Here is a 24,362-nt window from a genome sequence, read left to right as displayed (position 1 = left end):
AAAGTGGTTGCGGTCTCGGAAGGGTATGTATGCACTATCGTGTATAATTACGACGGTATTTTCTCATCTGTCCAGAGAGGTATGCACGCACGTGGCCTCGAGCGCTCCGGGTTTCGATACGCTTTTGCACCGCGCTGGACAGACTCGCACCATGACCGAGACCGACGCCCTGTACGCCGTCTCGCCGCTGGACGGCCGGTACGACGGCCGGACCGCGCCGCTGTCACCGTACGCGAGCGAGGCCGCGCTCATGCGCGCCCGCGTTCGCGTCGAAGTCGAGTACCTGATCGCGCTCGCCGAACTCGAGGCGACGCCGCTCGAGATGGACCTCGAGGAGCGCAACCACCTCCGCGGGCTGTACGAACACTTCGCCGAGGAGGACGCCCGGCTGATCAAGACACTCGAGACCGAGGGCCACGCCGGTTTCGAGGCGACGAACCACGACGTCAAAGCCGTCGAGTACTTCCTGCGCCACCGGCTGGACGAGGACAGCGACGCCTCGCCGTGGATCCACTTCGGGCTGACCAGCGAGGACGTGAACAACCTCGCCCACCGGCTACTCGTCCGCGACGCGGTCGACGAGGTCCTGCTGCCCGAACTGTACGGCGTACGGGACGCCCTCGCCGACATGGCCCGCGAGTACCGGGACCTCCCGATGCTCGCGCGCACCCACGGCCAGCCCGCCACGCCGACGACCTTCGGCAAGGAGATAGCCGTCTACGCCGCGCGGCTGGGCCGGGCCACGGGCCGTATCCGGCAAGCGACTGACGCACTCAGCGGCAAGCTCGGCGGCGCGTCAGGCACTTACGCGGCCCACGTCGCGGCCTATCCCGACGTCGACTGGCCGGCGTTCGCGCGGGACTTCGTCACGGATCTGGGCCTCGAGTTCGAGCCCCTCACGACGCAGGTCAACCCCTGTGACGATCTGGCGGCGCTGTTCGACGCCGTCCGCGGGGCCAACACCGTCTTGCTCGATCTCGATCTGGATATGTGGCTCTACGTCTCCGACCGCTACCTCGGACAGGAGGCCGTCGAAGGCGAAACCGGCTCCTCGACGATGCCCCACAAGGTCAACCCGATCGACTTCGAGAACAGCGAGGGTAACCTCTCGAAGGCGAACTCGGACCTGACCTTCCTCGCGGACTACGTCACCACCTCCCGCCTCCAGCGGGACCTCTCGGACTCGACGGTCAAGCGCAACATCGGCGGGGCCTTCGCCCACTGTCTGATCGCCTACGGCAAGACCGCCGCGGGGCTCTCGAAGGTCGTCCCCAACGAGCAGGTCATGCGCGACGACCTCGCGGACACCCCCGAGATCATCGGCGAGGCCGTCCAGACGATCCTCCGCCGCGAGGGGCAGGCAGACGCCTACGAGCAGGTCAAGGCCGTCACCCGCGGGAAAGACGTCACGCTCGCGGACTTCCGCGAGATGTTCGACGACCTCGACGTCGACGAGGACATCCGCGAGGAACTCCACGCGCTGACCCCGGCCGGCTACACCGGCGTCGCAAGCGATCTAGTGGGCGGACTCGAGTAACTCACGGCCGACTGCATCCGCCGTCCACGTGTCGATTGGGCTGGCCGACAGCATCCGATTTCCGGAAGCCAGTCTCGGTCCCTGATTCCGAGACCGTGACAGTATTAATCGGCCTGCGCCGAGAATCGGTATGGAGTATCTCGTGTGGGTGCTCGTCGCCCTCGTGGCCTACGGATTGATGGCTCCGCTGACGAGCGTCGTAACGTCTGACGTGCCGCCCGCGGTCGCGCTCTTCCTCTCGACGACGGTCTTCCTCGCGCTGACGACGGTCGTCCTCGTCGTGACCGACGCCGGCAGCCTCGCCGACGTGACGACCCCGTCTGCTGGCATCGTCTACATCGCCGGGCTGTTTCTCTCCTCGGGCATTCTGGCCTACTACCAAGCGCTCGAGCGCGGGCCGGTCAGCGTCGTCGTGCCGATCTACGGCCTTTTCATCGTCGGGAGTTCGATCATCGGAATCCTCTTTCTGGGCGAAGAGTTGACCGCGACTCGCGGTGCCGGCATCGTCGTCGCAGCGATCGCGATCTACCTCGCCGCCGGGGGTGAGCAGTGATGCGGCGGTATCTGGGCCTGTCGCTGGTCGCCTGTCTGGCCTACAGCCTGGTCGCGCCGCTGATCTCGGTCGCAATGACCGATCTCCCCAGCACGCTGGCAGTCTTCCTCTCGAACGCCGTCATGTTCGTGACGATCGGCCTCGTGATCGCCTATCGCGACCTCCCGGTACGGCCGTACCTCCGCCATCCCCGCACCCCCTACATCGGCGCGATGGGCGTGCTGTTGACCATCGGCCTGCTGACCTACTACCGGGCGCTCGAGCTCGGGCCGGTCAGTATCGTCGTGCCGATCTACGGCCTCTTTATCGTCATCAGTTCGCTGGCCGGCATCGTGGCCTTCGACGAAACCGTCACTCCTCGCAAGATCGCCGCGATCCTGTTGAGCGTGCTGGCGATCGTCCTCATGTCGATTTGACCCGCCGTCGTTCGTCGCTCTCAGTCTTCGAACCTCTCTCGTGACGTAGCGGTCAGCTATCAACAAATTCGAACGATCGTGCAGTCGAGCACGTCGAAACCCTTCCGAGTTAGCGTTATCCGACTAGTTTTGTGAGCGTCGCCTCGAGCGCTCGAGCGGCCTCGCGGACAGCGTCGACCCGCACGTACTCCCGCGGCGCGTGCGCGACGGCCCCCTCGTCGTCGGCGAGCACGCCGGGGCCGAAGACGACCGTCGGGGAATCGGCCGCGAAGTAAGAGGCCTCGGTCGCCGCGGTAAAGGGACGGATCTCGCCGCCACTGGCGGTCGCGAGCGTCTGGGCAACTGCCGCATCGGGATCGGTGTCCCACGCCTCGAGAAACGGCGTCGGCCGGTCGGTAAAGCGGAACTCGAGGCCCACGTCCTCGGGGAGTGCGGCCCGCAGATGGGCGGTTAGCGCCTCGTGGAACTCGTCGGCCGTCTCCGGCGGGACACTGCGGCGGTCGACCGTCAGTGCACAGTCGGCCGGCACCTGATTGGTCGCCTCGCCGCCCTCGACGACGGTCGGGGTGAGCGTCGCCGCGCCGAGTTGCGGGTGGGTCGGCGGCGTGTCCGCACGCTCGCCGAAGGTCCGGACCGCCTTGAGGGCGGACTCGAGGGCGGCGACCGCGTTGGTTCCGGTCTCGGGCTCGGCGGCGTGGGCGTTGGCACCGGAGAGGTGGATCATTCCCTGAAACCGCCCCTTCGCGGCCGTACAGACGTCCAGATCGGTGGGTTCGCCGACGATCACCGCGTCCGCGTCGCGCGTGGGCGAGTCGTCGCCCTCGACCAGCGCGTAGGCACCCGTCGAGAGCACCTCCTCGTCGGGGGTGATCGCGAGCGTGACCCGGCTGTCGGTCGGTTCGACCGCGAAAAAGGCCGAGAGCAGAGCCGCGAGCGGTCCTTTGGCGTCGCAGGAACCGCGGCCGCGGATGACGCCGCTGTCGGAATCGACGGCGTCAGCCGCATCGCCACAACCGTCGTCGCGCTCGTATGGGACGTGCGGCGAGACGGTGTCGATGTGCGTGTTCAAGACGACGTGGGTCTCGGCATCGCTCGCCGGAAGCCCGCGACTCGCCAGCACGTTCCCGGCGTCGTCGACCCGGGGCTCGAGGCCGCGGGCCTCGAGCGTCTCACAGAGGAACTCCCGCATCGGACCAACGTCCTCGTGGGACGGGTGCTGGACAGCGGTCTCGAGGAACGCGATCGGGTCGAACGAAGCGTCGCTCGCGGCCCCGCCGGCGGAATCGGTGTCCGTCACGGCTCGACCGGCGACTTGACGGCTACCTCGCCGTCAAACTCGTGTTCGACGGGGCCGGCGAGGGTCGGGCGGCCGCGCTCGTTAAAGCTGATCCGGAGATGGCCACCCGGCGGGTGGACATCAACCGGATCGGCGTCGGTGAGGCCGAGGCGGCGGGCCGCGACGGCGATGGCGACCGCGCCGGTGCCACAGGAGTCGGTTTCGCCCTCAACGCCGCGCTCGTAGGTTCGCTGGCGGAAGCCGCCGTTCCCGTCGGGGCTGGCCACGCAGACGTTCGTCCCGTTCGGGAAGGCGTCGGCGTAGCGTACTGGCGGGGCTACTTCCTCGAGGTCGACATCATCGACATCGTCGACGAAGCTCACGGCGTGGGGGACGCCGGTGTTGACCATCGAGACCTCGAGGCCCTCGATCTCCTCGTTCAGGACGGGTGCGTCGGCGTCGACGGGGACCTCGTCGGGGTCGAACGTCAGGTCGGTCATCTCGATGACGACCTCGTCGCCGTCGCGTTCGGCGCGCAGGGTGCCCGCCTGCGTATCGATCATCACGCTGTCGGTGCCGGTCCGAGCCATCGCCCACTCGGCGGCACATCGAGCGCCGTTGCCGCACATGGGTGCCGTCGCGCCGTCGGGCTGGAACAGCGTCATCACGACGCGTGGCGGATCGAATTTGTCCTCGAGGGCGAGAAAGAGGACCCCGTCGGCACCGACGCCGTCGGTCCGGTCGCACTCGCGTTCGGCGAGTGCCCCCCGATCGGGGACGTGTTCGTCCGCGTGGATGATGAGAAAGTCGTTGCCGGTGCCGTGGTACTTCTGGAATGGGACAGTCATCGTGCTATCGTTGATCGTTGTCGGTGTCGCTCGCTCGCTCGTGGTCGTTCTTTCGGTCTACGTTTGAGGCCCGCCGCGCCTCGCGCTCCGGCCGCGTCACGTCGTCGACAGTCTCGCGGCGACGGGCGAGCCGAACGTCGCCGTCCGCGAGGACGACGGACGCGGGTCGGGGTCGAGAGTTGTACTGGTTCGCCATCTCGTAGCCGTAGGCCCCCGCGTTGCCGATCGCGAGGATATCCCCACGTTTGCTTACTGGTAGTTCACGGTCGGTACAGAAAACGTCGCCGCTCTCGCAGATCGGGCCGGCGACGGTCTGGGGAACCGTCTCACGGCCGTCGTCGCCGCCGCTCGAGACCGTTGCCGCCGCGTCAGCGGTCAGGTTTCGAATCGGGTGAGAGGCGTCGTACATCGCGGGCCGGATCAGCGTCGTCATCCCCGCGTCGACGCCGGCGACGGTCGTCTCGCGGGCGTCCTTGACGGTGTTCACTTCGGTCAGCAGCACGCCCGCGTCCGCGACGAAGTAGCGGCCGGGTTCGATCGTCAGTTCGGCGTCGATCTCGCCCAGCGCGTCGCGCGTGGCGTCCGCGACCGACTCGAGGTCAAGGGGCTCCTCGTCCTCGCGGTACGGTACCCCGAAGCCGCCGCCGACGTCGACGAACTCGAGGCCGCCGACGGCATCGGCCGCCGCACGGGTCGCTTCGCTCCCCGTTTGGCCATCCGAGGCGCGGAGCGCCTCGCTCACCTCTCGAGCAAGATCCCCCATCCGCGCGACGAACTCCCGGTGGGCGTCGAGTTGGTCGCTCGAGACGCCGGAGCCGACGTGGGCGTGGATCCCGACGACATCGAAACCGCGGGCGGCGGCATCAGTGAGTACGTCGACGGCGCGCTCGGCCGGGACGCCGAACTTCGCGGCTGCGCCGGTCTTGACCTTCTCGTGGTGGCCGGCACCGATCCCCGGATTCACGCGCAGACAGAGTCGCCCATCGTAGCCGCGGTCAGCCAGCCGCTCGATCGTGTCCTCGGAGCCGGCGGTGACCGTCAGGTCCGGGTGCTCGGCCCACGCGTCGACGATCCAGTCGAGATCGCGAGCGGGCGGGTTGACCGCCGTGTAGTGAATTTCGGACCCGGACGCGCCCGCCTCGAGCGCCCGCTGTACTTCCCCCGCGGAGGCACACTCGAGGCCCGCGCCCGCCTCGCGAAGCGTCGAGAGCACGTCGCCCAGCGCGTTCGCCTTCACCGCATAGAGGATGTCGGCCTCGGGAAAGGCGGCCTCGAGCCGCCGGTAATTCTGTCGGACGCGCTCGAGATCGAGGACGTACAGCGGCGAACCGTACTCCTCAGCGAGTCCCTGGAGTTCGGCCGCGTCCCAGTCGGAGAGGCGGCGAACGGGCAGCGAATCCGCAGCGTCAGTCATTGTCAGGTCCACGTGACCGTGAGAATTCAAGGTTTGGGTTCTCCGCTACTCCGATTCCCGTTCTTCGATCGCGATCCGATCGGCCGTCACCTCGCCGATCGATTTGTCCGACGAAACGATCGGGTCCTCGTCGGCGTAGGCGACGTGGTACGCATCGAAGGCAGTGAGTCCCGCCTGCTCCATGTAGTCCGCCGCCTGAAACAGGACGGTTTCGTCTTCGGGGACCGACGCGATCTCGAGCGCGTAGGTGAGTGCTTCCATTCGATCGAACTCGAACCGATCGGAGATCACGAGCAGTTCAAGCAACGTGGCACGTGACGTGTAGATCTCTCCCTCGTTCTCGAGTGCGATCTCGACCGCCCGATCCTGCAGCCAGTCGTCGTCTTTCACTAATGCGATGAAGAAGTCGGTGTCGGCGTAGATCATCGGAACCTACGTGCTCGTGTCGTCCATCGCGTCGTCTCGAGCGCCCTCGCGTGCCTCTCGTTTGATCTCGTCGATCGACGTGCCATCGAAGGCATCGCCGACGGCATCACGAAGCCCCTCGATCGGATCGTCGTTCAGCGGGATCAGTTCGACCCGATCGTCGAGTTCGACGACCCGGTACCGGTCGCCGTGTCGCTCACGGATCTCGTGGGGAATAACGATTCGACCCCGGTCGTCGGCCTCTGCCCGTTTGCTCATTACAGTTCTCTATCGGGGGAACAGTGAAAAAACCTCCCACGGTCTGTATTCTCTTCCCCAGTGGACATCGCTCGGAGACGGACCCGCGGCTGTGTCGGCCACTGTCGAGTGGTGTGTCCCACTGTCGTCGTAAGAAAGTCGTCCGAAAGAGCGTCTATTCGCGAAGGGCGTCTTCGCGTTCGGTCGCCTCGAGCGTCTCCGTCTCCAGATCCGTCGCGACGACGGCGGGCTTGTAGGCCCCGCCGTCGAAGAGGTCGTGGTCGCTGATCGAGGACTCGACGAACCGGGTAAAGGCGCGCCGGTCAGCGGGCAGTTCGCCGTAGAGGACTTCATCCTCGACGAGGTCGTAAACCGGAATGCGCGGCGTCAGCAGCGTATTCTCGCCGACGACGCTGTTCTCGCCGACGACGAAGCCGCTGGTGACCCGGCAGCCAGCGCCCAGCGAGACGTTGTCCTCGACGATGACTGGCGCGTTCTCGACGGGCTCTAAGACGCCGCCGATGAGCGTGTTCGCGCCGAGTTTGACGTTGTCGCCGATCTGTGCACAGGAGCCCACCGTATCGCAGGAGTCGACGAGGGTGCCGTCGCCGACCCGAGCGCCGATGTTGACGAAGGCGGGGCTCATCAGGATGCAGTCCGAGCCGATGTTCGCGCCGCGGCGGACGACCGTGCCGTCCGGCGTGTTGCGGCTCCCGCGGTCGCCGTACGCGCTCGAGTCCGCGAGCGGAAGCACGTCGTTGTACGTGGTGCCGCCGTGGTCGTACTGCTGGATCTCGCGGAGCCCGAAGTTGAGCAGGATGCCCTGTTTGACCCACTCATTTGCCTCCCACTCGTCGCCCTGTTTCTCGGCGGCGCGGACCTCGCCGTCCTCGAGCGCGTCGAGAAAGGCCTCGAGGGTCGCGTATTCGTCTTCGCCAGCGGTCTCGGAGCTGACGTCGCCGTTCTGTTTGCGGTCCCACAGCTCGCCGATCTCGCTCTCGAGTGCGCTCATTCGCTGATCACGTCTGCGAAGTCGTACCAGCCTGCCTTTTGTCCAGCGATCCAGACCGCCGCGTCGACCGCGCCCGCGGCGAACACGCCGCGGTCCTCCGCGCGGTGGGTGAGTCGAACTTCCTCGTGGTTACCCGCGAGGACGATTTCGTGTTCGCCGGTGATGTTGCCCGCCCGAAGTGCGTGAACGCCGATCTCGCCCGCCTCGCGGGGGGCCTCGCCCTCGCGGCCGTGCGTGCGCTCGGTGAACTCGCCGTTGGCTTCGATCTCCTCGAGCAGGCGATTCGCGGTGCCGCTCGGGGCGTCGCGCTTGCCGTTGTGGTGGGTCTCGACGAGTTCCACGTCGTAGCCGGGTAAGTCCTGAACTGCGTCCCCGACGACGTTGACCAGTGCCTGGACGCCGCGCGCGAAGTTCGGTGCATGGAGGACGGCGATGTCCTCGCTGGCGTCTTCGAGGGCCTCGTACTGGTCGTCGTCGAACCCGGTCGTCCCGGTGACGAACGCGACGCCGGCGGCGGCACAGGCCCGCGCGTAGTCGGCGGCCGACTCGGGGCCGGTAAAGTCGATCACGGCGGTCGGCTCGCGGTCGGCGACCAGCGACTCGAACTCGCCCGCGGACTCGACATCGACGCCCTCGACGCTCTCGCCGTCGGGCTCGCGGTTGACGGCGAAGACGACCTCACAGTCCTCGCGGCCCGTCGCGGCGCTCAGAACCTCACGGCCCATGCGGCCGGTCGCGCCGGTGACGCCGAGCCGGACCGTCATCGATCGCCCTCCGCCGCGTCGGCGACTTCCGTCGTGTCGCGCTCGAGGTCGGCGAGCACCGCCTCGAGGTCGTCGCGGTACTCGTCGGCTAGCCGAGAGAGCGGCGAACGCATGCGAGCGGGGCCATAGCCGCGGATCTGCATGGCTTCCTTGACCGGAATCGGGTTGGTCTCGACGAAGAGCCCGCGGAACAGTGGCCCGAGTTCGTGGTGAAGGTCCTGTGCGCGCTCGTAGTCGCCGTCGAGTGCCGCGCCGACCATCGCGCAGGTCCGCTCGGGTTCGATGTTCGCGGCGACGCTGATCGTCCCGGTGCCGCCGACCGAGATGGTCGGCAGGGTGAGCGCGTCATCGCCCGAGAGGACGGCGAAGTCCTCGTCGGTCGTGCGCTCGGCGATCTCACCGATCTGTCCGAGGTCGCCGCTTGCGGCCTTGAACCCCGCAATGTTCTCGTGGCTCGCGAGTTCGACGACGGTGTCGGGTTCGATATTCCGACCCGTCCGCGAGGGGACGTTATAGACGATTTGCGGGAGGTCGACGGCGTCCGCGATCGTCCGGTAATGTTCGATCAGCCCGCGCTGTTCGGGCTTGTTGTAGTACGGCGAGATGAGCAACAGGCCGTCCGCGCCCGCTTCGGCGGCGCGTTCGGAGAGCTCGAGCGCCTCGCGCGTGTTGTTCGATCCGGTGCCCGCGATGACGGGCACGTCGTCGACGGCCTCGATGACTGCCTCGACGACGCGGACGTGCTCGTCGTGGGTCAGGGTCGCCGATTCGCCGGTCGAGCCGACGGGGACGAGCCCGTCGACGCCCGCGGCCTCGAGGCGCTGGGCGTCGGTCTGCAGCGTTTCGAAATCGATCCGTTCGTCCTCGTCGAAGGGCGTACACATCGCCGGGAAGACGCCCGAAAGGTCGATAGGTGAACTCATGTGTTGGGTGTGGTGTCGTGGGTCGTGTCTCGGCCGCCGATCGGTAGGGTGTATCGGTTTCGATCGGCGGCTGTCTGTCGTGGTCGGTGGAAGTCCGTGCGCGGTCGAAACGTCCCCGGGACGGGGTGCCAGCCCGCCGCGAGCACACTCACGCGCGTTTACGTTTGATAAAACGAGGGCAGACGCCGCTCACGACGGGACCGTCGGTCGATGGAGCGACGTGGCGCATATACGCTCAACGGGGTTGATCCGACTTATTCGTTGTGTCTTTGACCGGACCGCACCCCTGTGCTGTTCGGCATCTCACATACAACTCCGCGTAATTTATCCCCGAGCGTTACTTACCGGTATCTATGACAGATTTCGGACTGAAAGTGCGAATGGCGATCGTCGGCTCGATCCTGTTCGCGTTCTACATGCTCGTCGGAGCCTTCGGGCTGGCGATGTTCGGGATGGGCGCGTGGCCGCTCGTTCTGGTCGGGCTCCTCGTCTTGCCGGCCATCCAGTACAAGATTGGGACGTGGTCGGCGACCAGAAAGGCCGAACCGATGCCCGAAGACGGGCAGTACCAGGAGATCCATCACATGACCGACTCGCTGTGCCGCGATATGGGTATCAAAAAGCCCAAACTGATGGTCATGGACATGGGCGTCCCCAACGCCTTCGCGACCGGTCGCAAGGGCAAGGGCGTCGTCGTCGTCTCGACCGAACTCATCCGACTCCTCCAGCGTGACGAACTCGAGGGCGTGATCGCGCACGAACTCGCACACATCAAGAACCGGGACGTCCTCGCGATGGTCTTCGGGAGTTCCATCTCGATGATGGTCGGCTGGGTCGCCTACATGGTCTACATGATGGGCGGCGAGCGCAACATCGGCAGTATCTTCGTCGGCATGATCATCTCGAACATCGCACAAATGCTCGTCATGGTCTTCGTGCTGGCCATCTCGCGGTACCGCGAGTACGTCGCCGACGAGGACGCCCGCCAGTACATCGGCAGCGGCGACCCGCTCGCCCGCGCACTCGAGAAGATCTCGCAGGGCTCGCAGGGACGCGAGGCGCAGGTCCAAGACAGCGTGAACGCGCTGTGTATCTTCAACGCCGACAAGAGTTTGCTCTCGAAGCTGTTCGCGACCCACCCGCCGACGGAAAAACGCATTCAGAAGCTTCGAAACTGAGAGCGACCGACGGGTCGACGCGACGACCGAACGCCGCGATTTTTATGCTGGCCCGCGACAGTATACCACGTGACTGAGATTCATCCCGGTCAGCGCGTCGCCGTTCTCGTCGACGCCCAGAACCTGTACCATACCGCACAGAGTCTTCACAGCCGGAATATCGACTATTCCGCGCTGCTCGAGAAGGCCGTCCAAGACCGCCAGCTCACGCGCGCCATCGCGTACGTCATCCGCGCGGATTCGCCCGAGGAGGAGAGTTTCTTCGAGGCGTTGATCGACATCGGCTTCGAGCCGAAGATCAAGGATATCAAGACCTTCTCCGACGGCACCAAAAAGGCCGACTGGGACGTCGGGATGAGCCTCGACGCGGTGACGCTGGCGAACCACGTCGACACGGTCGTCCTCTGTACGGGCGACGGCGACTTCTCGCGGCTCTGTTCTCACCTGCGCCACGAGGGAGTTCGCGTCGAAGTGATGGCCTTCGAGTCCTCGACAGCCGAAGAGTTGATCGCCGCGGCCGACTCGTTCCTCGATCTCGGCGATCGACACGAGACGTTCCTGCTCTGAGAGCGGGAGATTCGGAGCCCTGGAAGTTCTGTCCGGCGGGCGAAAACGAGAGGGGGACGGTAGTTCGACTAGCGACACTGCCAGAGTCCGACCAACAGCGCGTACCCCGAGACGAGCAGGATTGAACCGGTCAAGAGATAGACGAACGGCCCCGTAACGAGCGCGGCCGGACCGGCGAGCGTCAGGGTGCCGATGACGAGCAGGGCGACCCCGAGGCCGATTTGCGTGACGTCCATGCTGGCGGTAGTACCGAATCGATTATTATAACGTTCACCATTTCGATCAGGTCTGTTTGTTGAGTGTTGGGAGCGGGCAGCACAACGTTCGTTTCCCGCCGACGGAACCACCTTGCGTCGCGGAGAGCCGCGACGACCGACACGCGGTCAGGTCGAAGGGCTTTCGACCCGCCCCGCCGAATCCCGGCCAATGAGCGAGCCAGCAGACGGGAGCGCGGGCCTGCCCCAGCTCCGGACGATCGCGGACTACCAGTTCGGTTCGGGCGCGGGCGCGGCGCTGTTCCCGTCCGACGAGTCGCTGACGGTCAAACGCACCTCCTCGGGACGCCCCCAACAGGTCCACGCCGACGGGAGCCGCATCGTCTCCTTCGGCGTCGACGGCCGGTTCACCCTCGGCCTCGAGGGCGGCCGCCGACTCGAGGCGGCCCTCGCCGAGCCCGCCTACCGCGTCGTCGTCGACGACGAGAGCGAACCGTTCGTCCGCGACGAGAAGAACGTCTTCACGAAGTTCGTCCTCGAGGTGGGCGACGAGATCCGGCCGGGCGACGAGGTGCTGGTCGTCCACGAGCGCGGCGAGTTGCTCGCGGTCGGGACGGCGCGGCTCGACGCCGGCGCGATTCGGGACTTCGAGACGGGGATGGCGGTGAGCGTCCGCGAGGGCGCGCCCGCGGACGACTAACAGAGACCGTCAAAGGCGGTCGCAAGCGACCAATGCGGCTGCTATAACTGACACTCGCGGCCGATCTCCTGTTCGTAGCGCGCTTTGATTTCCGCGAACAGGGTTTCGCCGATCGCGGTTCGGACCCGCGGTGCGGCCGTCGCGAAGAACTCGTCGAGGTTCTCGTACTGCGAGAAGGCGTCGTTCGGTTCCGTTTCGTCGTACCGATCCCCGCGCTCGTATTTGAGCGCCTGCAGGCAGTTGTCGAGCAGGTCCATGTCCTTGACGAACTGCGCGGTTGGCGTCTCGCGAGCCTCGTACTCCTCCCAGAGGGACTCGAGGTCGCGATCGCGGTCCCGATCTCCGTTCCCACTTTCGAACGGAGCAAAGAGGTCGGTGACGGCCGCTCGCTCGAGGGCCACCTTTTCCTCGCCGGAGACCCGTTGTGTGTCGTCGTCCGCTCGCGTCGCGATGTCCCCCGTGCGCGCTTCGCCGAGATCGTGGACGAGCGCCATCGACACCGCGCGGTCGCGGTCGACGTCCCCCTCGGCTCGGTCGGCGTACAGCAGACACAGCGTGGCCGTCCCCCACGTGTGGGCGGCGACCGATTCCGGCGACTCGATCCCGCGGAGCACCCACCCCGTCCGGCGCTCGTCTTTCAGCTCGAGTGCCTCGAGCAGGGCGTCGATTGCGTCGGTCATTACGCACCACCACGGGCCAGCGCCGATTGAAAACGTCGATCGTCGGCTCCCGCGATCGAATTCGGGTGCCGGAGCCCGCGCCGGTTCGGCTGAACAACAAAGTAAAAGGTCGCCCGTGGCGACGTGGCGAGTATGTTTGGAGGAGGCGGCGGCGGACTCAACCCGCGCAAGATGGAACAGATGATGGAACAGATGGGCATCGACGTCGAGGACATCGACGCCGAGGAAGTCATCATTCGGACCGACGAGTTCGACCTCGTGTTCGACGACGCCGAGGTCACCAAGATGGACGCCCGCGGGCAGGAGACCTATCAGGTCATCGGCTCGCCCGAAGAGGTCGAATCGGGATCGGCCGGCGCAAGCGCCGGCGGTTCCGACGCCGACGCCGGCAGCGATGCCGGCCCGTCGATTCCCGACGACGATGTCGAACTCGTCGCCACGCGAGCCGGCGTCAGCGAGGACGATGCCCGTGCGGCACTCGAGGACAACGACGGCGACCTCGCCGCGGCGATCGAGACCCTCGAGTGACCCGCGTGAGCGGCTCAGACGGCACGGACGAAGACGCGGCCGACGCCGACAGCGACGGCGTGCCGGTCCTGCTCGTCCGCGGCGACCGCGAGTACCTCGTCCAACCCGGCGGCGAACAGGGGACCGACCTCGGCGTCCTCGAGGTCCCCGAAGACGTGGAGTCGGGCGACACCCTCGAGACGCATCTAGGCGACGAGTTTCAGGTGCGCCGACTGCGCGGCCCGGACCTCTTTCATCACTTCGAGCGGACGGGCGCACCGATGGTGCCCCGCGATATCGGCCTCGTGATCGGCGAGACGGGTATCGCCCGCGGCGACCGCGTGCTCGATGCCGGCACCGGAACGGGCGTGCTCGCGGCGATGATGGCCCGGGCCGGCGCGTCGGTCGTGACCTACGAGCAGGACGCCGACTTCGCCGACGTCGCCCGCGAGAACATGGCGCTCGGCGGCGTCGAGGACAACGTCGACATCCGAACCGGCGACGTGACCGAAGAGATCGACGCCCTCGAGCCCTCGTCGTTCGACGTGCTCACCCTCGATACGGCCGACGCGCCCGCGATGGTCGAGCACGCGCCCGACCTGCTCGTCGACGGCGGCTTCGTCGCGGTCTACAGTCCGTTCATCGAGTCGACTCGAGCAGTCGCGGAGACGGCCCGCGAAGTGGGCTTGGCGGACGTGACGACTCGAGAGACGATCCAGCGCGAGATGCAGTTCGACGAGCGGGGCTCGCGGCCGACGACTGCGCCCGTTGGTCACACGGGATATCTGACGGTCGCGCGCAACGAGTAGCGGCTACGCGTCGTTTCGGTTACGAAATCTCTCCTACCCGCGGTGCGATCTCGTGAATGCCGACACTGAGAACGAGCGCAATCGTGGCCATGTGGAACAACGAGAGATCGACGAGACTCGAGTCCACATATACGAGAACCAGCGCGATGATCGGGGCACCCAGCAGCGATCGTAATCGGTCAACGAACCGGGGTTCTCCAGCCGTCATCGGATGCCCCTGTAACCAGTCGTTCCCATGTCAGTCACCCACCGTAGGGTTCGATCCGATTCTCGAGCGAGATATCGCCGTGCGTTCCGGCCGCCGTATCCGGGACGGTGTGACTCAACCATCAGCACCGATGACTCGTCGCGTTCGTTGCAGCAGTTCCCCGAGAACGAGGACAGCGATGACGACGAGAGTAGCACGTTGATAGAACTGCAGTTGTCCAATGATGTTTTCGAGGTACTGAACGGCCCCGATAGCGGTCAATACCTTTGTAACGAGGCTTATTCTGTCCCTTACCGTCCAGTTCTCGACTGGCCCGTCGTCCGCCATTGAATGAGTATTATTAGAGTGTTTATATTACTGCCACGGTTATCATCTCATTGTTGTGATCCCACTCTGTGGAACGTCCGTCCCGGTGTACCGCGAGCGAGGCCAGAGGCCGAGCGAGCGGGCCGACGACTGACCCAGAAGCCGCGCGTTGCGCGGCTGGCGGGGAAGGAGGAGTGCTTTTGATCGAAATTTTGCCGAGGGACAGCGCGAGCGAGGCGCTCAGTGCCTCGCTCGCGATAGACCGCAGAGCAAAATTTCGTTAGTTGTCGTCCTCGCGCCACTTGTGCTCGCATTCGGTACAGATGAAGAAGCGAGTCTCGGACTCGTCGGCCGCGCGGATCTGTTGCATGTACCAGTGGGCGCGGTCGTTGCCGCACTCGGGACAGCGGGCGTCGGTTTCGGGCAGCGACGTTTCGCCGGAGGACTCGATGACCTCCCCGATTTCTTGGTCGTCGGTGATGACGTACTGGTCGGCGTCGCCTTTCGGTTCCGTGTACCCGCAGCTACCGCACTCCCAGATGCCGTCCTCGGCTTTCATCATCGAACCGCATTCGTCGCAGAATTCCATCGTTGTCCGGGCTACGGGGGTCGAGCGACTTAAGGGACCCGTTTAGGATCGTTGATCGGTCGCCCTCCGACCGTCGCGGGGCGCTTATCCCTCTCCCTCCGACTGGTACGGCTCGCCGACGGCCTCCCGCGGGAGGACGTTGTGCAGTTCCGACTCGAGGTCGTCGGCCGACTCGAAGCGGTCGCTGCCGCTCTGTTCGATGAGCGCGCCCAGGTTACGCTGGCCGTCGGCGAGGAGGAGCGTGGTGTCTTCGAATTCGGTCGCAGCTTGCTCGTTCGTGACGGGGTACTCGAGGTTCGCGAAGACGTTCTCGACCCGGCTGAGTTTGACATCGGCCATGGCCGAACGAACGCGGGCGACGGGCTTGTAGCTCCGCCCTGCTGAGGCGGACGCTCAGGCATGGTAACATTTCGATTCGAAACTATAATCGGACGGGGTCACGCAGGAAAAGTCGATGCGGAGACTCGTGGATCGGATTATCGCGCCCTTCGCCGTGGACCGACGGGTGCTCGCGCTGGCGGGGGCCCGGATGGCGGACGGGATCGGGAACTCGTTTCTGATCATCGTCATCCCGCTGTACGTGAGCAGCGGCGTGGTGAGCGGAACGGCGTTCGGCCTCGGGGAGTCGATGATCATCGGACTGATCCTCTCGCTCTTTGGCTTTCTCAACAGCAGTTTTCAGCCGTTCACCGGCCGCCTGTCCGACCGGTTGGGTCGGCGAAAGCCGTTCATTCTGGTCGGCCTCGCCGGCCTCGCGCTGACGAACCTCGCGTACGTCTTCGCGGAGACGTACGTCTCGCTGCTGGTCATCCGCGGACTACAGGGCGTCAGCGTGTCCTTCATCATTCCGGCCTCGATCGCGCTCGTCAACGAACTCGCGACGACCGGCAATCGCGGCGGGAACATGGGCGTCTACAACACGTTCCGACTGGTCGGCTTCGGTGCCGGCCCGGCGCTGGCCGGCGCGGTCGTCAGTCTCGGCCCGTACGCGCTCCCGATCGGCGTGACGATCACCGGATTCGATGCCGCCTTCTACACCGCGGCGATCACTGCCACGATCAGCTACGTGCTCGTGACCATCCTGGTCTCCGATTCGGATTCGGCGGCCGCAAACGCCGGCGCTGACCTCTCGATTCCGATCCTCGATCGGTCGGGGCCCAACCTGCTCGATCCGATCTTCACGCTCGGTGTCGCGTCGTTTTTCATGGCGACCGCGATCGCGCTGTTTTCGACCATCCAGCCGCAGGTCAACGCCCGCCTCGAGCAGGGCGCGACCTGGTTCGGCCTGCAGTTCGCGGCGTTTATCATCGCGCAGGTCGTGCTCCAGACGCCGATCGGGCGGGCCTGCGACCGGTACGGCCGGCGGCCGTTCATCGTCACCGGGATGGTGTTGCTGATCCCGACGACGCTCGCGCAGGGCTTTCTGTTCTCCTCCGTGCTGATGTTCGTCGCCCGGCTGTTCCAGGGCGTCGCGGCCGCGATGGTGTTCGCGCCGTCGCTGGCGCTCGCGGGCGACCTCGCCGGCGAGGGCGAATCCGGCTCGAAGTTGTCGGTGCTCACGATGGCCTTCGGCTACGGGATCGCCGCCGGCCCGCTGTCCTCGGGCCTGCTGATCAGATTCGGCTTCGAGGCACCCTTCGTCTTCGGGAGCGCGCTCGCGGCGCTCGGACTGATTTTGGTATATACGCAGGTCGAAGAGACGCTCGAGGCGACGGCCCCGGTACCGGTCGTCGGAAGCGATTGATTCGAACTGATCGGTCAGCCGGTCCGTTCGATCCTTGCTCGCCATCCGAGTCGTCCCGCGAGAGACGGCTCATCGGAGGCGTTCAGGCGGCTCGGCGTGACTGACCACGAAACTGACGGGACGCAACGCAAAAGTACCGGATACGCATACGGTTCCACGATGACGCTCTCGGAGGAGGCCACGGACCGGTTGGCGGACGTAGTGGAGCTACAGCCGACGAAGAATTCCGAGCTGCAGGACCGATGGGGGATGGAAAGCGGCAGCGAGGTCCACCAGTACCTCGAGAACGAACTCGGGGACTACTACTTTCGGGACGACAACAGCCTGATCCGAGCGACCGCGGAGGCGGCCGATCTGGTCGACGTCGAGCCGGGAATCGAAAGCGACCCCGAGGACGACGGCGTCCCGTCGAAGATCCGCGTCCCCGAGTTACAGGCCCGGATCGTCGCGGTGCTCGCCGGACCCGAGGAGCGCTCCGAGAGCGTGGTGTCGGTGCTCCACAGTCTCCGGGACGAATACGATATCGATCCGGAGGCGGAGGACGTCCGCTCGGGCCTCCAGAGCCTGCGCCGCAAGGGCGTCGTTGAGGTCGAGTACCGGACCGTGCCGACGTTCCGACTGACCGTCGAGCGCGACGACCTCGAGGTCTCCGTCTCCGACGCCGACTGAGACGGACACTGAGACTCGAGCACGAGGATCGAGCTACAGCCCCGGTCGCCGTCGCCGGCGGCGCTCCTCGAGAATCCGCTGCGATCGTTTTCCGGGCCCGCCCTCGATCGGCCAGCCGCGGGTGCGCCAGACCGGCGGCTCGGGTTCGAAGTCGGAACAGGAACCCGAACACTCGGCGGCCGTCTGACAGCGACCCTTGGCGGCGCAGTACGGCAGCGCCTGCTGTGGGTCTCGAGCGCGCAGTTCGAAGTGCCGGCAGTCGGGGCGCATCGTGTCGACGAACGAGCGCCAGCCGCGCTCGTAGGCGCGTTCGGCGATCGCGAGCCGTTTTGCGGCTTTGGTCGCCGGATCGACGTACTCGAACCGGGCGGCGGAGTCGTCTCGGTGCCCGCCGTCGGGCCGCTCGAGGATGCGGGTGCCGGGCTCGTCGACCGCGAGCGAGCGCGGGTACCACGACACGTCGGCCGTCAGTGATTCTGGGTCGAGCGCGAGGATCCCCGCAGCGACCGGCAGATCCTCGAAGAGCGCGGGATCGACGCGCTCGCCCGTTTCCTCGGTCGCGACCCAGACCTCGTCGGCCAACCCCATCGCGACGTCGTACTCGAGTTGCGAGCCGAGCGCGCGGGCAGCGCTGGCGTCGAGATCCGGTTTGTTCTCGATGGCGACGATCCGCTCGACCCAGTCGGGATAGGCCCACGTGCGCCGGATCTCGATCCGGTTGCCGTTTTTTCTGGTCTCGAGGATTCCGCGGTCGTCGGCGCGGTGGATCGCCTCGCGGACGTACCGCCACGGGTAGCCCGGATGGGGGAGCGCGTCGCGATAGTACGTCCACTCCGCCGGGGCGTTCCGGACGACGTGGAGTAAATCGCTATCGAGCCGGTCGAGACCGAAGTTCGCTCGCTGCCGGAGGGCCTCGAGGTCGCACTCGAGGACGATAGTGTCCCAGCGTCGGCGCTTGGTGCCGAGTTGGCGGGCGACGACGATCGCGGTGCCGTCGCTTTCGGATTCCGCTCCCGGCGGCCACGCGAGCTCGGCCCAGCGGCAGGTCCGGAGCTCGAACCCGAACTCGGCAGTGTGAGAGGCCACACCGAGAGTTTGAACCACGAGCGCAAAAGCGCTACTCGATCGATCGGCGATCGCGGCTCGCGATCGACGGCAGCACCGCTCTTGGCCGGGTGTCCGGGACGAACCGCGGTCCCGTCTGTCGAGACGTAGTTGGTTCCTCGCAGTGGAAATCAACCGGCGGCGACGGCCGTCGCGTGTCTTACTCTTCGTCCTCCTCCTCCTCGAGTTCGTCGAGAAACTCGTGGGCGTCCTCGAGGATCTCTCGAGGGCCGTCCTGCGTGACGGTGTTGATCGCCTGTTCGTAATCGCGCCACTGGAGGTCGCGATGTTCGTTTGATAGTTCCGCACTCGCTTCGAAGGACTTCGCGACGAACAGGTGGACGGTCTTGTGGATCGTCTTGCCGTTCGCCTCGAAGACGTAGTCGTAGTCCTTGCGAAAGCCGTCGAGTAGTCGGAACTGCTCGATACCTGCCTCTTCCGTTACTTCGCGGATCGCCGTCTGCTGTAGCTCTTCATCTCCTTCGACACCGCCCTTGGGGAACTCCCAATCGCCTGGGCGGCTCTTGAGTAGAAGATACTCGCGCCGGCCCCGCGTATCGCGGAAGAGGATCGCGCCTGCGCTCGTAGCTTCGACTGCCATTAAGTGAGCTAATAGGTGGGACGTTAAGAGAATATCGGACTGTTCGTCCAACGGACACTGATTCCGGACGCGATTTTCACGCGGGCGGCGGCCGATCGACTGCAGTCGGTCACCGTTCGCGCCGGTGATCGGTGCGTCTCAGCAAGTTTTTACGCGCCGCCCGACGACGTATGCGACAGTACCAGCCATGACCTTCGTCACCCGTCTCACCCTCCAGAGCGGCGATCGCGCCGCGCTCGATGGTATCGTCGAGGACATCAAAGCCAACGCGGAACGGAAGGGCGCAGCGCTGAAAGGACCCCACTCCCACCCGCCCGAGAAGCACTCGGTCCCGCAACGCTGTCGGCTCCACGCCGACGACGATCGGCAGTTCTCCACCTGGGAGTACACTGTTTTCACCCGCGAACTCGAGATTCACGGCCACGACAGCCTCGCGCGCAACATCGCCTCACAGAGCTTTCCGGATTCGGTCCACATCGAGGCCGAAGTCGAACAGATCCACGGCGCGGGCCGCGGAAACTAAACGAGCCTCGAGTCCTACTGACACAGCCGGAGTCCCTCTCCTCTCGACGTGTGAGCGTCGGTAGCACTTTTTACCGTTCCCGACGAGGACAGGATATGACCGCGGACGACCTCGTTTCACTCCGTCGAGATCTTCACCGAAAGCCCGAGCCCGCGTGGAGGGAATTCTACACCACCGCGCGAATTGTCGACGAACTCGAGTCCCGACTGGGCGACAACCTCGACGCCCTCCACGTCGGCCCCGAGGCCATCGCGGGCGACCACCGGATGGCGGTCCCCGAGGACGCACAGCTTACCCACTGGTACGAACGGGCGCGGGACGCCGGCGTCGACCCGGACGTGCTCGAGCGACTCGAGGGCGGGTACACGGGTGCGGTCGCCGTCCTCGAGCGCGGCGAGGGGCCGACCGTCGGCCTGCGCGTCGATATCGACGCGCTCCCGCGACGGGAGTCCGACGACCCGACCCACACGCCCGCCGCGGCGGGCTTTCGCTCCGACCACGAGGGCGCGATGCACGCCTGCGGCCACGACGCCCACGCGACGATCGGCGTCGGCGTCGCGGAGCGGATCGCCGCCAGCGATGACTTTTCTGGGACGCTGAAGGTATTCTTCCAACCCGCCGAGGAGGTCGTCGGCGGCGGCAAGTCGATGGCCGAAAGCGAGCACGTTCGGGACCTCGACGCCCTGCTCGCGGTCCACATCGGGCTCGATCACCCGACCGGGGAAATCGTCGCCGGCATCGACGGCTTTCTCGCAGTCTCACACCTCGAGGCCGAGTTCACAGGCGAGTCAGCACACGCGGGCGGTCACCCCGAACAGGGGCGAAACGCCGTCCAAGCGATGGCGACTGCTGTCCAGAATCTCTACGGCATTCCCCGGCACAACGACGGCAAGACACGGGTCAACGCGGGCGTCGTCGAGGGTGGCAGCGCCGCGAACGTCATTCCGGACGAGGCCAGAATCGTCGCCGAAGTCCGCGGCGAGACGACCGACCTCATGGAGTACATGAAGGGGCGAACCCGGCAGGTCCTCCGGAGCGCCGCGCGGATGCACGATTGCGAGGTCGACATCGAAACCGGCGCGGAGGCACCGAGCGCGACCAGCGACGAGGCACTCGTCTCGATCGTCGCCGACATCGCAAGCAACACGGGGGGCGTCGAGCGGGTCCTCGAGCGCGACGAACTCGGGGGTAGCGAGGATGCAACCTTCCTCATGCGCGCGGTGCAGGAAAACGGCGGACACGCCTGCTACGTCGGCGTCGGGACCGACCACCCCGGCGGCCACCACACCGCGACGTTCGACGTCGACGAAGACAGCATCGGCCACGGAATCGACGTGCTCGCGGGCTCGATAGAGGAGATCAGCCGTCAACGCTCCTGATCGATAGTTTCGACGCTACTCTCGAGCGGGAGTGGCCGGGAGCGGGCTCCGAGCATCGCGAGGAGCCCGCGACTCGGGGAAGGGCAGGCAGTTCACGAAATCCGCCGCGAGCGACCGAAGAGAGCGAGCGGGCCGACGAATGACTCGAAGCGAGTGAAACGAGCAGAGAGGAATGAGGAGTGCTTTTGATCGAAATTTTGCCGAGCGTCGGCGAGACGTGCGCCAGCGATGCTGGCGTCGTCTCGCCAGAGCGCAGAGCAAAATTTCGTTGCTAGTATTTGGGGTCCGCGCCAGTCGTCTCGTAGACCTTCTCCATGAGGTCGTCGCGGCGGGCCTGCCAGCCGGCGAGGCCCTCGGGGCTGGTCGGGTAGTTCTCGTAGTGAGCGAGGAGTTCGTCGGCGCGGCGCTTGGTCTGGTAGAGGTTCCAAATGGTACCCCAGTGGCCGCGGCTCTTGATCAGGGACTCGAGTTTGAGTTTGAGCCCGATGTCGGCGCTGCCGGAGTAGAGGGCTTCGGCGAGTTTGTCGCCGGGCATCGCGGCGAGCAGGCCCATCAGGTCGTCGACGTCGACGGCCGTGGAGAGGATGTTGTAGACATCCAGGGCGGCGTAGCGCGCGCCGAAGTGGTCCATCACCTTCTCGTTGTACTCCCAGAGGGTGGCCTCGCTGAAGTCGCCGGTCTCGAGGGCCTCGATGGCTCGCTCGGCGGCGTACTTACCGCCGTAGGCAGCGCCGGCGATGCCGCCGCCGGTGGTGGGGTTGACGTGGCCCGCGGCGTCGCCGATGGCCATGTAGCCCGGGTGGACGGCCGAATCGTAGGGCCGCCGGGTGGGCAGTGCCGCGCCGAGTTTGTCCTCGACCTCGGCACCGTCGAACTCGGGTCGGTTCTCGAGGTCGCGTTTGAGGTCGTCGACGAGTTGCATCGGCTCCTCGGTCATCTGGAAGCCCAAGCCGGCGTTGATCTCGGTGTCGGTCCGGGGGAAGTACCACAGATAGCCCGCGGCGCGCTCGGTCGGCTTGAAGACGAGCGCGTCGTCCCACTCGACCGGCTCCTCGACCTCGACGATCTCGCGGTATGCCGAACAGAAGTGGCTGTAGTCGACGTTGGTGTCGAACGTCGACTCCGAGAAGTCGACGTTGTCCTGCAGCACGGACAGCGAGCCCGCCGCGTCGATGACGATATCGGCCTCGTACTCGAGGGGGTCGCCCTTCCGGATGGCTTCGACGCCCGTGACGCGGCCGTCGTCGTTCTGGATGACGTTCTTCACGACGGTATCGTAGTGGAAGTCGACGCCGGCGTCGCCCGCGCCGTCGATGATCCGCCGGCCGTACTCCCAGCGGTCGATGACGGCGAGTTCGCCGGGGACCGGAATCTCGAGGACGGTGTCCTCCTGGGGGATCTCGAAACGGCCGTGGTCGACGCCCGTGTTGGTAAAGGCCGGCTCGAGTTTTGACTTCGGGATCGCCTCGGGGAAGGCGTCGGCACCCTTCAGCGCGTCGCCACAGGCGATATGACCCGCCTCCTCCTCGTCTTTCCGCTCGAGGATGACGACGTCATACCCCTCCCGCGCGATGGTCGCTGCGGCGTAGCACCCTGCGGTGCCCGCTCCGACGACGACTGCGTCCGGCGACTGCGTTCCCGTCGTCGTGGCGGCGGCCGACTGTTCCTGCGTACTCATACCACTACTGTGGACACCGCGGTAAGAAAACGTTTTATAGTCGATTCGTCGGACAGTCAAGGGTGAAATCAGATACCGGGGCCGGTCGAGAAGTCGGCAGACGAACCGCGACGCCGTCTCGCGGAACCAGCGAACTGGTTTCCCGCGGCTAGATAAAGAGTTTTAGTGAGGTCGTCCGTATCGGGCCGTATGACTTCGTACACCATCGAGTTCGTCGGGACGGGTGAGACCATCACCTGTACCGACAAGGAGACGATCCTGAGTCGGTGTCTCGAGGAGGGAATCGCTCAGGAGTACTCCTGCCGAGTCGGGATGTGTCTGGCGTGTTCCGCCGAGATCGTCGAGGGCGAGGTCACCCAGCCCGCCGCGCGCGGACTCACCGAGCAGGAGGCCGAAAACTACGCGCTGACCTGTATGGCGCGACCCCAATCCGATCTGAAACTCGACCGCGGCAAGTACCCGCCGAGCATCGAGGGCGACCTCGCAGACGGGACGAACGACGGCGCGGTCGCGGACGACTGAGACGGTCGCCGCTGTCAGTCAGCGACCGCGCAGTTGTTCGGTCCCAGTTCGAGTTCGAAGGCCGTCTCCTCGTCGATGTCTTCGCGTCCGAGGTTGACGGCCACGATCCGCTCGTCGTTTGCCGGCCGCGGCGGGAGGTCGCTCGTGGCGTACTCGACGAACTCTTTTTCGTCCATCGAGAGCGCTTCGAGCTGGTCGCGTAGGGTCGCGAGTCGTGCGGTATAGGTCCCGTCTGCTCGCGGCTCGGCGGCGTCGCTGTAGTGGCCCGGCGCGATTATCGTGTCGCTCGACTGCTCGAGAATTCGATGCTGAAGCGTCTCGTACAGTCGCCGCGCAGCTGCGGCCGCGTCCTCGGTACCGCGCTCGAGGTCCGGCCGGCCGACGCCCTCGAGAAACAGTGTGTCGCCGGTGAACAGGAGTTGGGCGTCGTCGCCCTCGAGGCGAAACGAGACGGATTCAGTCGTGTGACCCGGCGTCGCCAGAACGGTCAGCGTCGCGTCGCCGATTCGGATTTCGTCTCCGTCCTGCTGAGCGTGCGAAGCAGGGCTCGCGGAACTGCGTTCCGCGGCGTCACCGACGGTCGTAGCGTCGAACGCGAGCCCGCGCTCGCGAGCACCGTCGGGGACGACCGCCTCGGCGTCGGCCCGCGACGCGAGGTCGCGGACGCCGCTGACGTGGTCGGCGTGGACGTGGGTGTCGATGGCGTACTCGATCGTCGCATCCCGGTCGGCAGCGTCAGCTTCGTACCGGTCTACGAACGCCCGCAGTGGGTCGATCACCGCGGCCTCGCCGCCGCTGACGAGCAGGGAGGCGAGACAGCCGCTCGAGGGGCGGTCGTACTGCAGGACCGTCGCGGGCGCGTCGAGCTCGAGTTCGCGGGCCGTGTACAGCTCCGCCCACGCGTCCATGCCGCCGGCGAGGTTGCGCGCCTCGATGCCCGCATCCCGGAGGCTGTCTCTTATACACATCTCTGAGCG

Annotated in this window: 30 protein-coding genes; 13 read left to right on the top strand and 17 right to left on the bottom strand. The window is 66.0% G+C overall.

The genetic code is table 11. The features are described from left to right. Nucleotides 1-151 precede the first annotated feature (151 nt). From purB to C489_RS00960, 3 genes are all read left to right on the top strand, one after another. Nucleotides 152-1,537, top strand: a complete 1,386-nt coding sequence (gene purB / locus C489_RS00970; RefSeq protein ID WP_006429216.1) for an adenylosuccinate lyase — start codon at nt 152-154, stop codon at nt 1,535-1,537. A 130-nt stretch (nt 1,538-1,667) separates the two neighbouring features. After that, complete coding sequence (locus C489_RS00965) at nt 1,668-2,090, top strand: EamA family transporter (RefSeq protein ID WP_006429215.1); 423 nt, start codon at nt 1,668-1,670, stop codon at nt 2,088-2,090. Continuing rightward, nucleotides 2,090-2,506 (top strand): EamA family transporter, encoded by a 417-nt coding sequence (locus C489_RS00960; protein WP_006429214.1) that lies wholly within the window; start codon nt 2,090-2,092, stop codon nt 2,504-2,506. Before C489_RS00965 ends, C489_RS00960 begins: the two co-directional genes overlap by 1 nt. A 115-nt stretch (nt 2,507-2,621) precedes the next feature. Here the strand turns inward: C489_RS00960 and C489_RS00955 are convergent, their stop codons facing one another. From C489_RS00955 to dapA, 8 genes are all read right to left on the bottom strand, one after another. After that, nucleotides 2,622-3,803, bottom strand: coding sequence for a M20 family metallopeptidase (locus tag C489_RS00955; RefSeq protein WP_006429213.1), 1,182 nt, complete (start codon nt 3,801-3,803; stop codon nt 2,622-2,624). Then, a complete protein-coding gene (gene dapF / locus C489_RS00950; RefSeq protein WP_006429212.1) occupies nt 3,800-4,630 on the bottom strand; it encodes a diaminopimelate epimerase in 831 nt (276 codons plus the stop codon). Before dapF ends, C489_RS00955 begins: the two co-directional genes overlap by 4 nt. Nucleotides 4,631-4,634: 4 nt before the next feature. After that, nucleotides 4,635-6,044 (bottom strand): diaminopimelate decarboxylase, encoded by a 1,410-nt coding sequence (gene lysA / locus C489_RS00945; protein ID WP_006429211.1) that lies wholly within the window; start codon nt 6,042-6,044, stop codon nt 4,635-4,637. A gap of 45 nt (nt 6,045-6,089) precedes the next feature. Then, nucleotides 6,090-6,470 carry a type II toxin-antitoxin system VapC family toxin gene (locus tag C489_RS00940; RefSeq protein ID WP_006429210.1) on the bottom strand — a complete coding sequence of 127 codons (381 nt, stop codon included), beginning with the start codon at nt 6,468-6,470 and terminating at the stop codon, nt 6,090-6,092. A gap of 6 nt (nt 6,471-6,476) precedes the next feature. Then, nucleotides 6,477-6,728: an AbrB/MazE/SpoVT family DNA-binding domain-containing protein gene (locus C489_RS00935; protein WP_006429209.1), complete on the bottom strand. Its 252-nt coding sequence runs from the start codon at nt 6,726-6,728 to the stop codon at nt 6,477-6,479. 154 nt (nt 6,729-6,882) lie between these two features. Then, nucleotides 6,883-7,719: a 2,3,4,5-tetrahydropyridine-2,6-dicarboxylate N-succinyltransferase gene (locus C489_RS00930; protein WP_006429208.1), complete on the bottom strand. Its 837-nt coding sequence runs from the start codon at nt 7,717-7,719 to the stop codon at nt 6,883-6,885. Then, nucleotides 7,716-8,483 carry a 4-hydroxy-tetrahydrodipicolinate reductase gene (gene dapB, locus C489_RS00925; RefSeq protein ID WP_006429207.1) on the bottom strand — a complete coding sequence of 256 codons (768 nt, stop codon included), beginning with the start codon at nt 8,481-8,483 and terminating at the stop codon, nt 7,716-7,718. The genes C489_RS00930 and dapB overlap by 4 nt, the downstream gene beginning before the upstream one ends. Continuing rightward, complete coding sequence (gene dapA, locus C489_RS00920; RefSeq protein WP_049890481.1) at nt 8,480-9,406, bottom strand: 4-hydroxy-tetrahydrodipicolinate synthase; 927 nt, start codon at nt 9,404-9,406, stop codon at nt 8,480-8,482. The genes dapB and dapA overlap by 4 nt, the downstream gene beginning before the upstream one ends. A gap of 353 nt (nt 9,407-9,759) precedes the next feature. Between dapA and C489_RS00915 the strand changes: the two genes are divergently transcribed. Continuing rightward, on the top strand, nt 9,760-10,584 hold the full coding sequence (locus C489_RS00915; RefSeq protein WP_006429205.1) for a M48 family metallopeptidase: 825 nt from the start codon (nt 9,760-9,762) through the stop codon (nt 10,582-10,584). Nucleotides 10,585-10,653: 69 nt separating this feature from the next. After that, complete coding sequence (locus C489_RS00910; protein WP_006429204.1) at nt 10,654-11,151, top strand: LabA-like NYN domain-containing protein; 498 nt, start codon at nt 10,654-10,656, stop codon at nt 11,149-11,151. A gap of 68 nt (nt 11,152-11,219) precedes the next feature. Here C489_RS00910 and C489_RS22005 read toward each other — a convergent pair whose 3' ends face one another. Further along, the gene (locus C489_RS22005; protein WP_006429203.1) at nt 11,220-11,387 is read right to left on the bottom strand and encodes a hypothetical protein; all 168 of its coding nucleotides are present in this window, start codon (nt 11,385-11,387) and stop codon (nt 11,220-11,222) included. A gap of 190 nt (nt 11,388-11,577) precedes the next feature. Between C489_RS22005 and C489_RS00905 the strand changes: the two genes are divergently transcribed. Next, nucleotides 11,578-12,066: a PUA domain-containing protein gene (locus C489_RS00905; protein ID WP_006429202.1), complete on the top strand. Its 489-nt coding sequence runs from the start codon at nt 11,578-11,580 to the stop codon at nt 12,064-12,066. A 41-nt stretch (nt 12,067-12,107) separates the two neighbouring features. On the opposite strand, the gene C489_RS00900 is transcribed toward C489_RS00905, so the two are convergent. Continuing rightward, nucleotides 12,108-12,746 (bottom strand): HD domain-containing protein, encoded by a 639-nt coding sequence (locus C489_RS00900; protein WP_006429201.1) that lies wholly within the window; start codon nt 12,744-12,746, stop codon nt 12,108-12,110. A gap of 132 nt (nt 12,747-12,878) precedes the next feature. Here C489_RS00900 and C489_RS00895 point away from each other — a divergent pair, with 132 nt between their 5' ends. Then, nucleotides 12,879-13,274, top strand: coding sequence for a nascent polypeptide-associated complex protein (locus tag C489_RS00895; protein WP_049890480.1), 396 nt, complete (start codon nt 12,879-12,881; stop codon nt 13,272-13,274). Next, nucleotides 13,271-14,062: a methyltransferase domain-containing protein gene (locus C489_RS00890; protein ID WP_006429199.1), complete on the top strand. Its 792-nt coding sequence runs from the start codon at nt 13,271-13,273 to the stop codon at nt 14,060-14,062. The genes C489_RS00895 and C489_RS00890 overlap by 4 nt, the downstream gene beginning before the upstream one ends. A 322-nt stretch (nt 14,063-14,384) precedes the next feature. Here the strand turns inward: C489_RS00890 and C489_RS00880 are convergent, their stop codons facing one another. The 3 genes from C489_RS00880 to C489_RS00870 all read right to left on the bottom strand — a co-directional run bounded on the left by C489_RS00880 (nt 14,385) and on the right by C489_RS00870 (nt 15,504). Beyond that, complete coding sequence (locus C489_RS00880; RefSeq protein ID WP_006429197.1) at nt 14,385-14,597, bottom strand: hypothetical protein; 213 nt, start codon at nt 14,595-14,597, stop codon at nt 14,385-14,387. Between the two features lie 259 nt (nt 14,598-14,856). Beyond that, nucleotides 14,857-15,165, bottom strand: a complete 309-nt coding sequence (locus C489_RS00875) for a transcription factor S (protein ID WP_006429196.1) — start codon at nt 15,163-15,165, stop codon at nt 14,857-14,859. Nucleotides 15,166-15,249: 84 nt separating this feature from the next. Then, the gene (locus C489_RS00870) at nt 15,250-15,504 is read right to left on the bottom strand and encodes a DUF5789 family protein (RefSeq protein ID WP_006429195.1); all 255 of its coding nucleotides are present in this window, start codon (nt 15,502-15,504) and stop codon (nt 15,250-15,252) included. Between the two features lie 115 nt (nt 15,505-15,619). Between C489_RS00870 and C489_RS00865 the strand changes: the two genes are divergently transcribed. Both C489_RS00865 and C489_RS00860 read left to right on the top strand, forming a co-directional pair. Continuing rightward, complete coding sequence (locus C489_RS00865; protein WP_049890478.1) at nt 15,620-16,909, top strand: MFS transporter; 1,290 nt, start codon at nt 15,620-15,622, stop codon at nt 16,907-16,909. Between the two features lie 159 nt (nt 16,910-17,068). Further along, entirely contained in the window at nt 17,069-17,578 is a 510-nt protein-coding gene (locus C489_RS00860; protein ID WP_006429193.1) for a DUF5797 family protein, read from the top strand. 33 nt (nt 17,579-17,611) lie between these two features. Here the strand turns inward: C489_RS00860 and C489_RS00855 are convergent, their stop codons facing one another. Both C489_RS00855 and C489_RS00850 read right to left on the bottom strand, forming a co-directional pair. Beyond that, nucleotides 17,612-18,664: a DUF5787 family protein gene (locus tag C489_RS00855; RefSeq protein WP_049890477.1), complete on the bottom strand. Its 1,053-nt coding sequence runs from the start codon at nt 18,662-18,664 to the stop codon at nt 17,612-17,614. A gap of 178 nt (nt 18,665-18,842) precedes the next feature. After that, a complete protein-coding gene (locus tag C489_RS00850; protein ID WP_006429191.1) occupies nt 18,843-19,283 on the bottom strand; it encodes a bis(5'-nucleosyl)-tetraphosphatase in 441 nt (146 codons plus the stop codon). 187 nt (nt 19,284-19,470) lie between these two features. Between C489_RS00850 and C489_RS00845 the strand changes: the two genes are divergently transcribed. After that, entirely contained in the window at nt 19,471-19,806 is a 336-nt protein-coding gene (locus tag C489_RS00845) for an uS10/mL48 family ribosomal protein (RefSeq protein WP_006429190.1), read from the top strand. A 95-nt stretch (nt 19,807-19,901) separates the two neighbouring features. Continuing rightward, on the top strand, nt 19,902-21,185 hold the full coding sequence (locus C489_RS00840; protein ID WP_006429189.1) for an amidohydrolase: 1,284 nt from the start codon (nt 19,902-19,904) through the stop codon (nt 21,183-21,185). Nucleotides 21,186-21,456: 271 nt separating this feature from the next. Here C489_RS00840 and C489_RS00835 read toward each other — a convergent pair whose 3' ends face one another. Continuing rightward, nucleotides 21,457-22,863 carry a geranylgeranyl reductase family protein gene (locus C489_RS00835; RefSeq protein WP_006429188.1) on the bottom strand — a complete coding sequence of 469 codons (1,407 nt, stop codon included), beginning with the start codon at nt 22,861-22,863 and terminating at the stop codon, nt 21,457-21,459. 189 nt (nt 22,864-23,052) lie between these two features. Between C489_RS00835 and C489_RS00830 the strand changes: the two genes are divergently transcribed. Beyond that, nucleotides 23,053-23,385, top strand: a complete 333-nt coding sequence (locus C489_RS00830) for a 2Fe-2S iron-sulfur cluster-binding protein (RefSeq protein WP_006429187.1) — start codon at nt 23,053-23,055, stop codon at nt 23,383-23,385. 14 nt (nt 23,386-23,399) lie between these two features. Here the strand turns inward: C489_RS00830 and C489_RS00825 are convergent. After that, on the bottom strand, nt 23,400-24,362 hold a 963-nt coding region (locus C489_RS00825), incomplete at its 5' end, for an MBL fold metallo-hydrolase (protein WP_006429186.1).

It is taken from the genome of Natrinema versiforme JCM 10478 (genome assembly GCF_000337195.1).
Classification (GTDB): Archaea; Halobacteriota; Halobacteria; order Halobacteriales; family Natrialbaceae; genus Natrinema; species Natrinema versiforme.
Note: the sequence above shows the minus strand (reverse complement) of the source record. Positions and strands in the feature narration are given on the sequence as shown.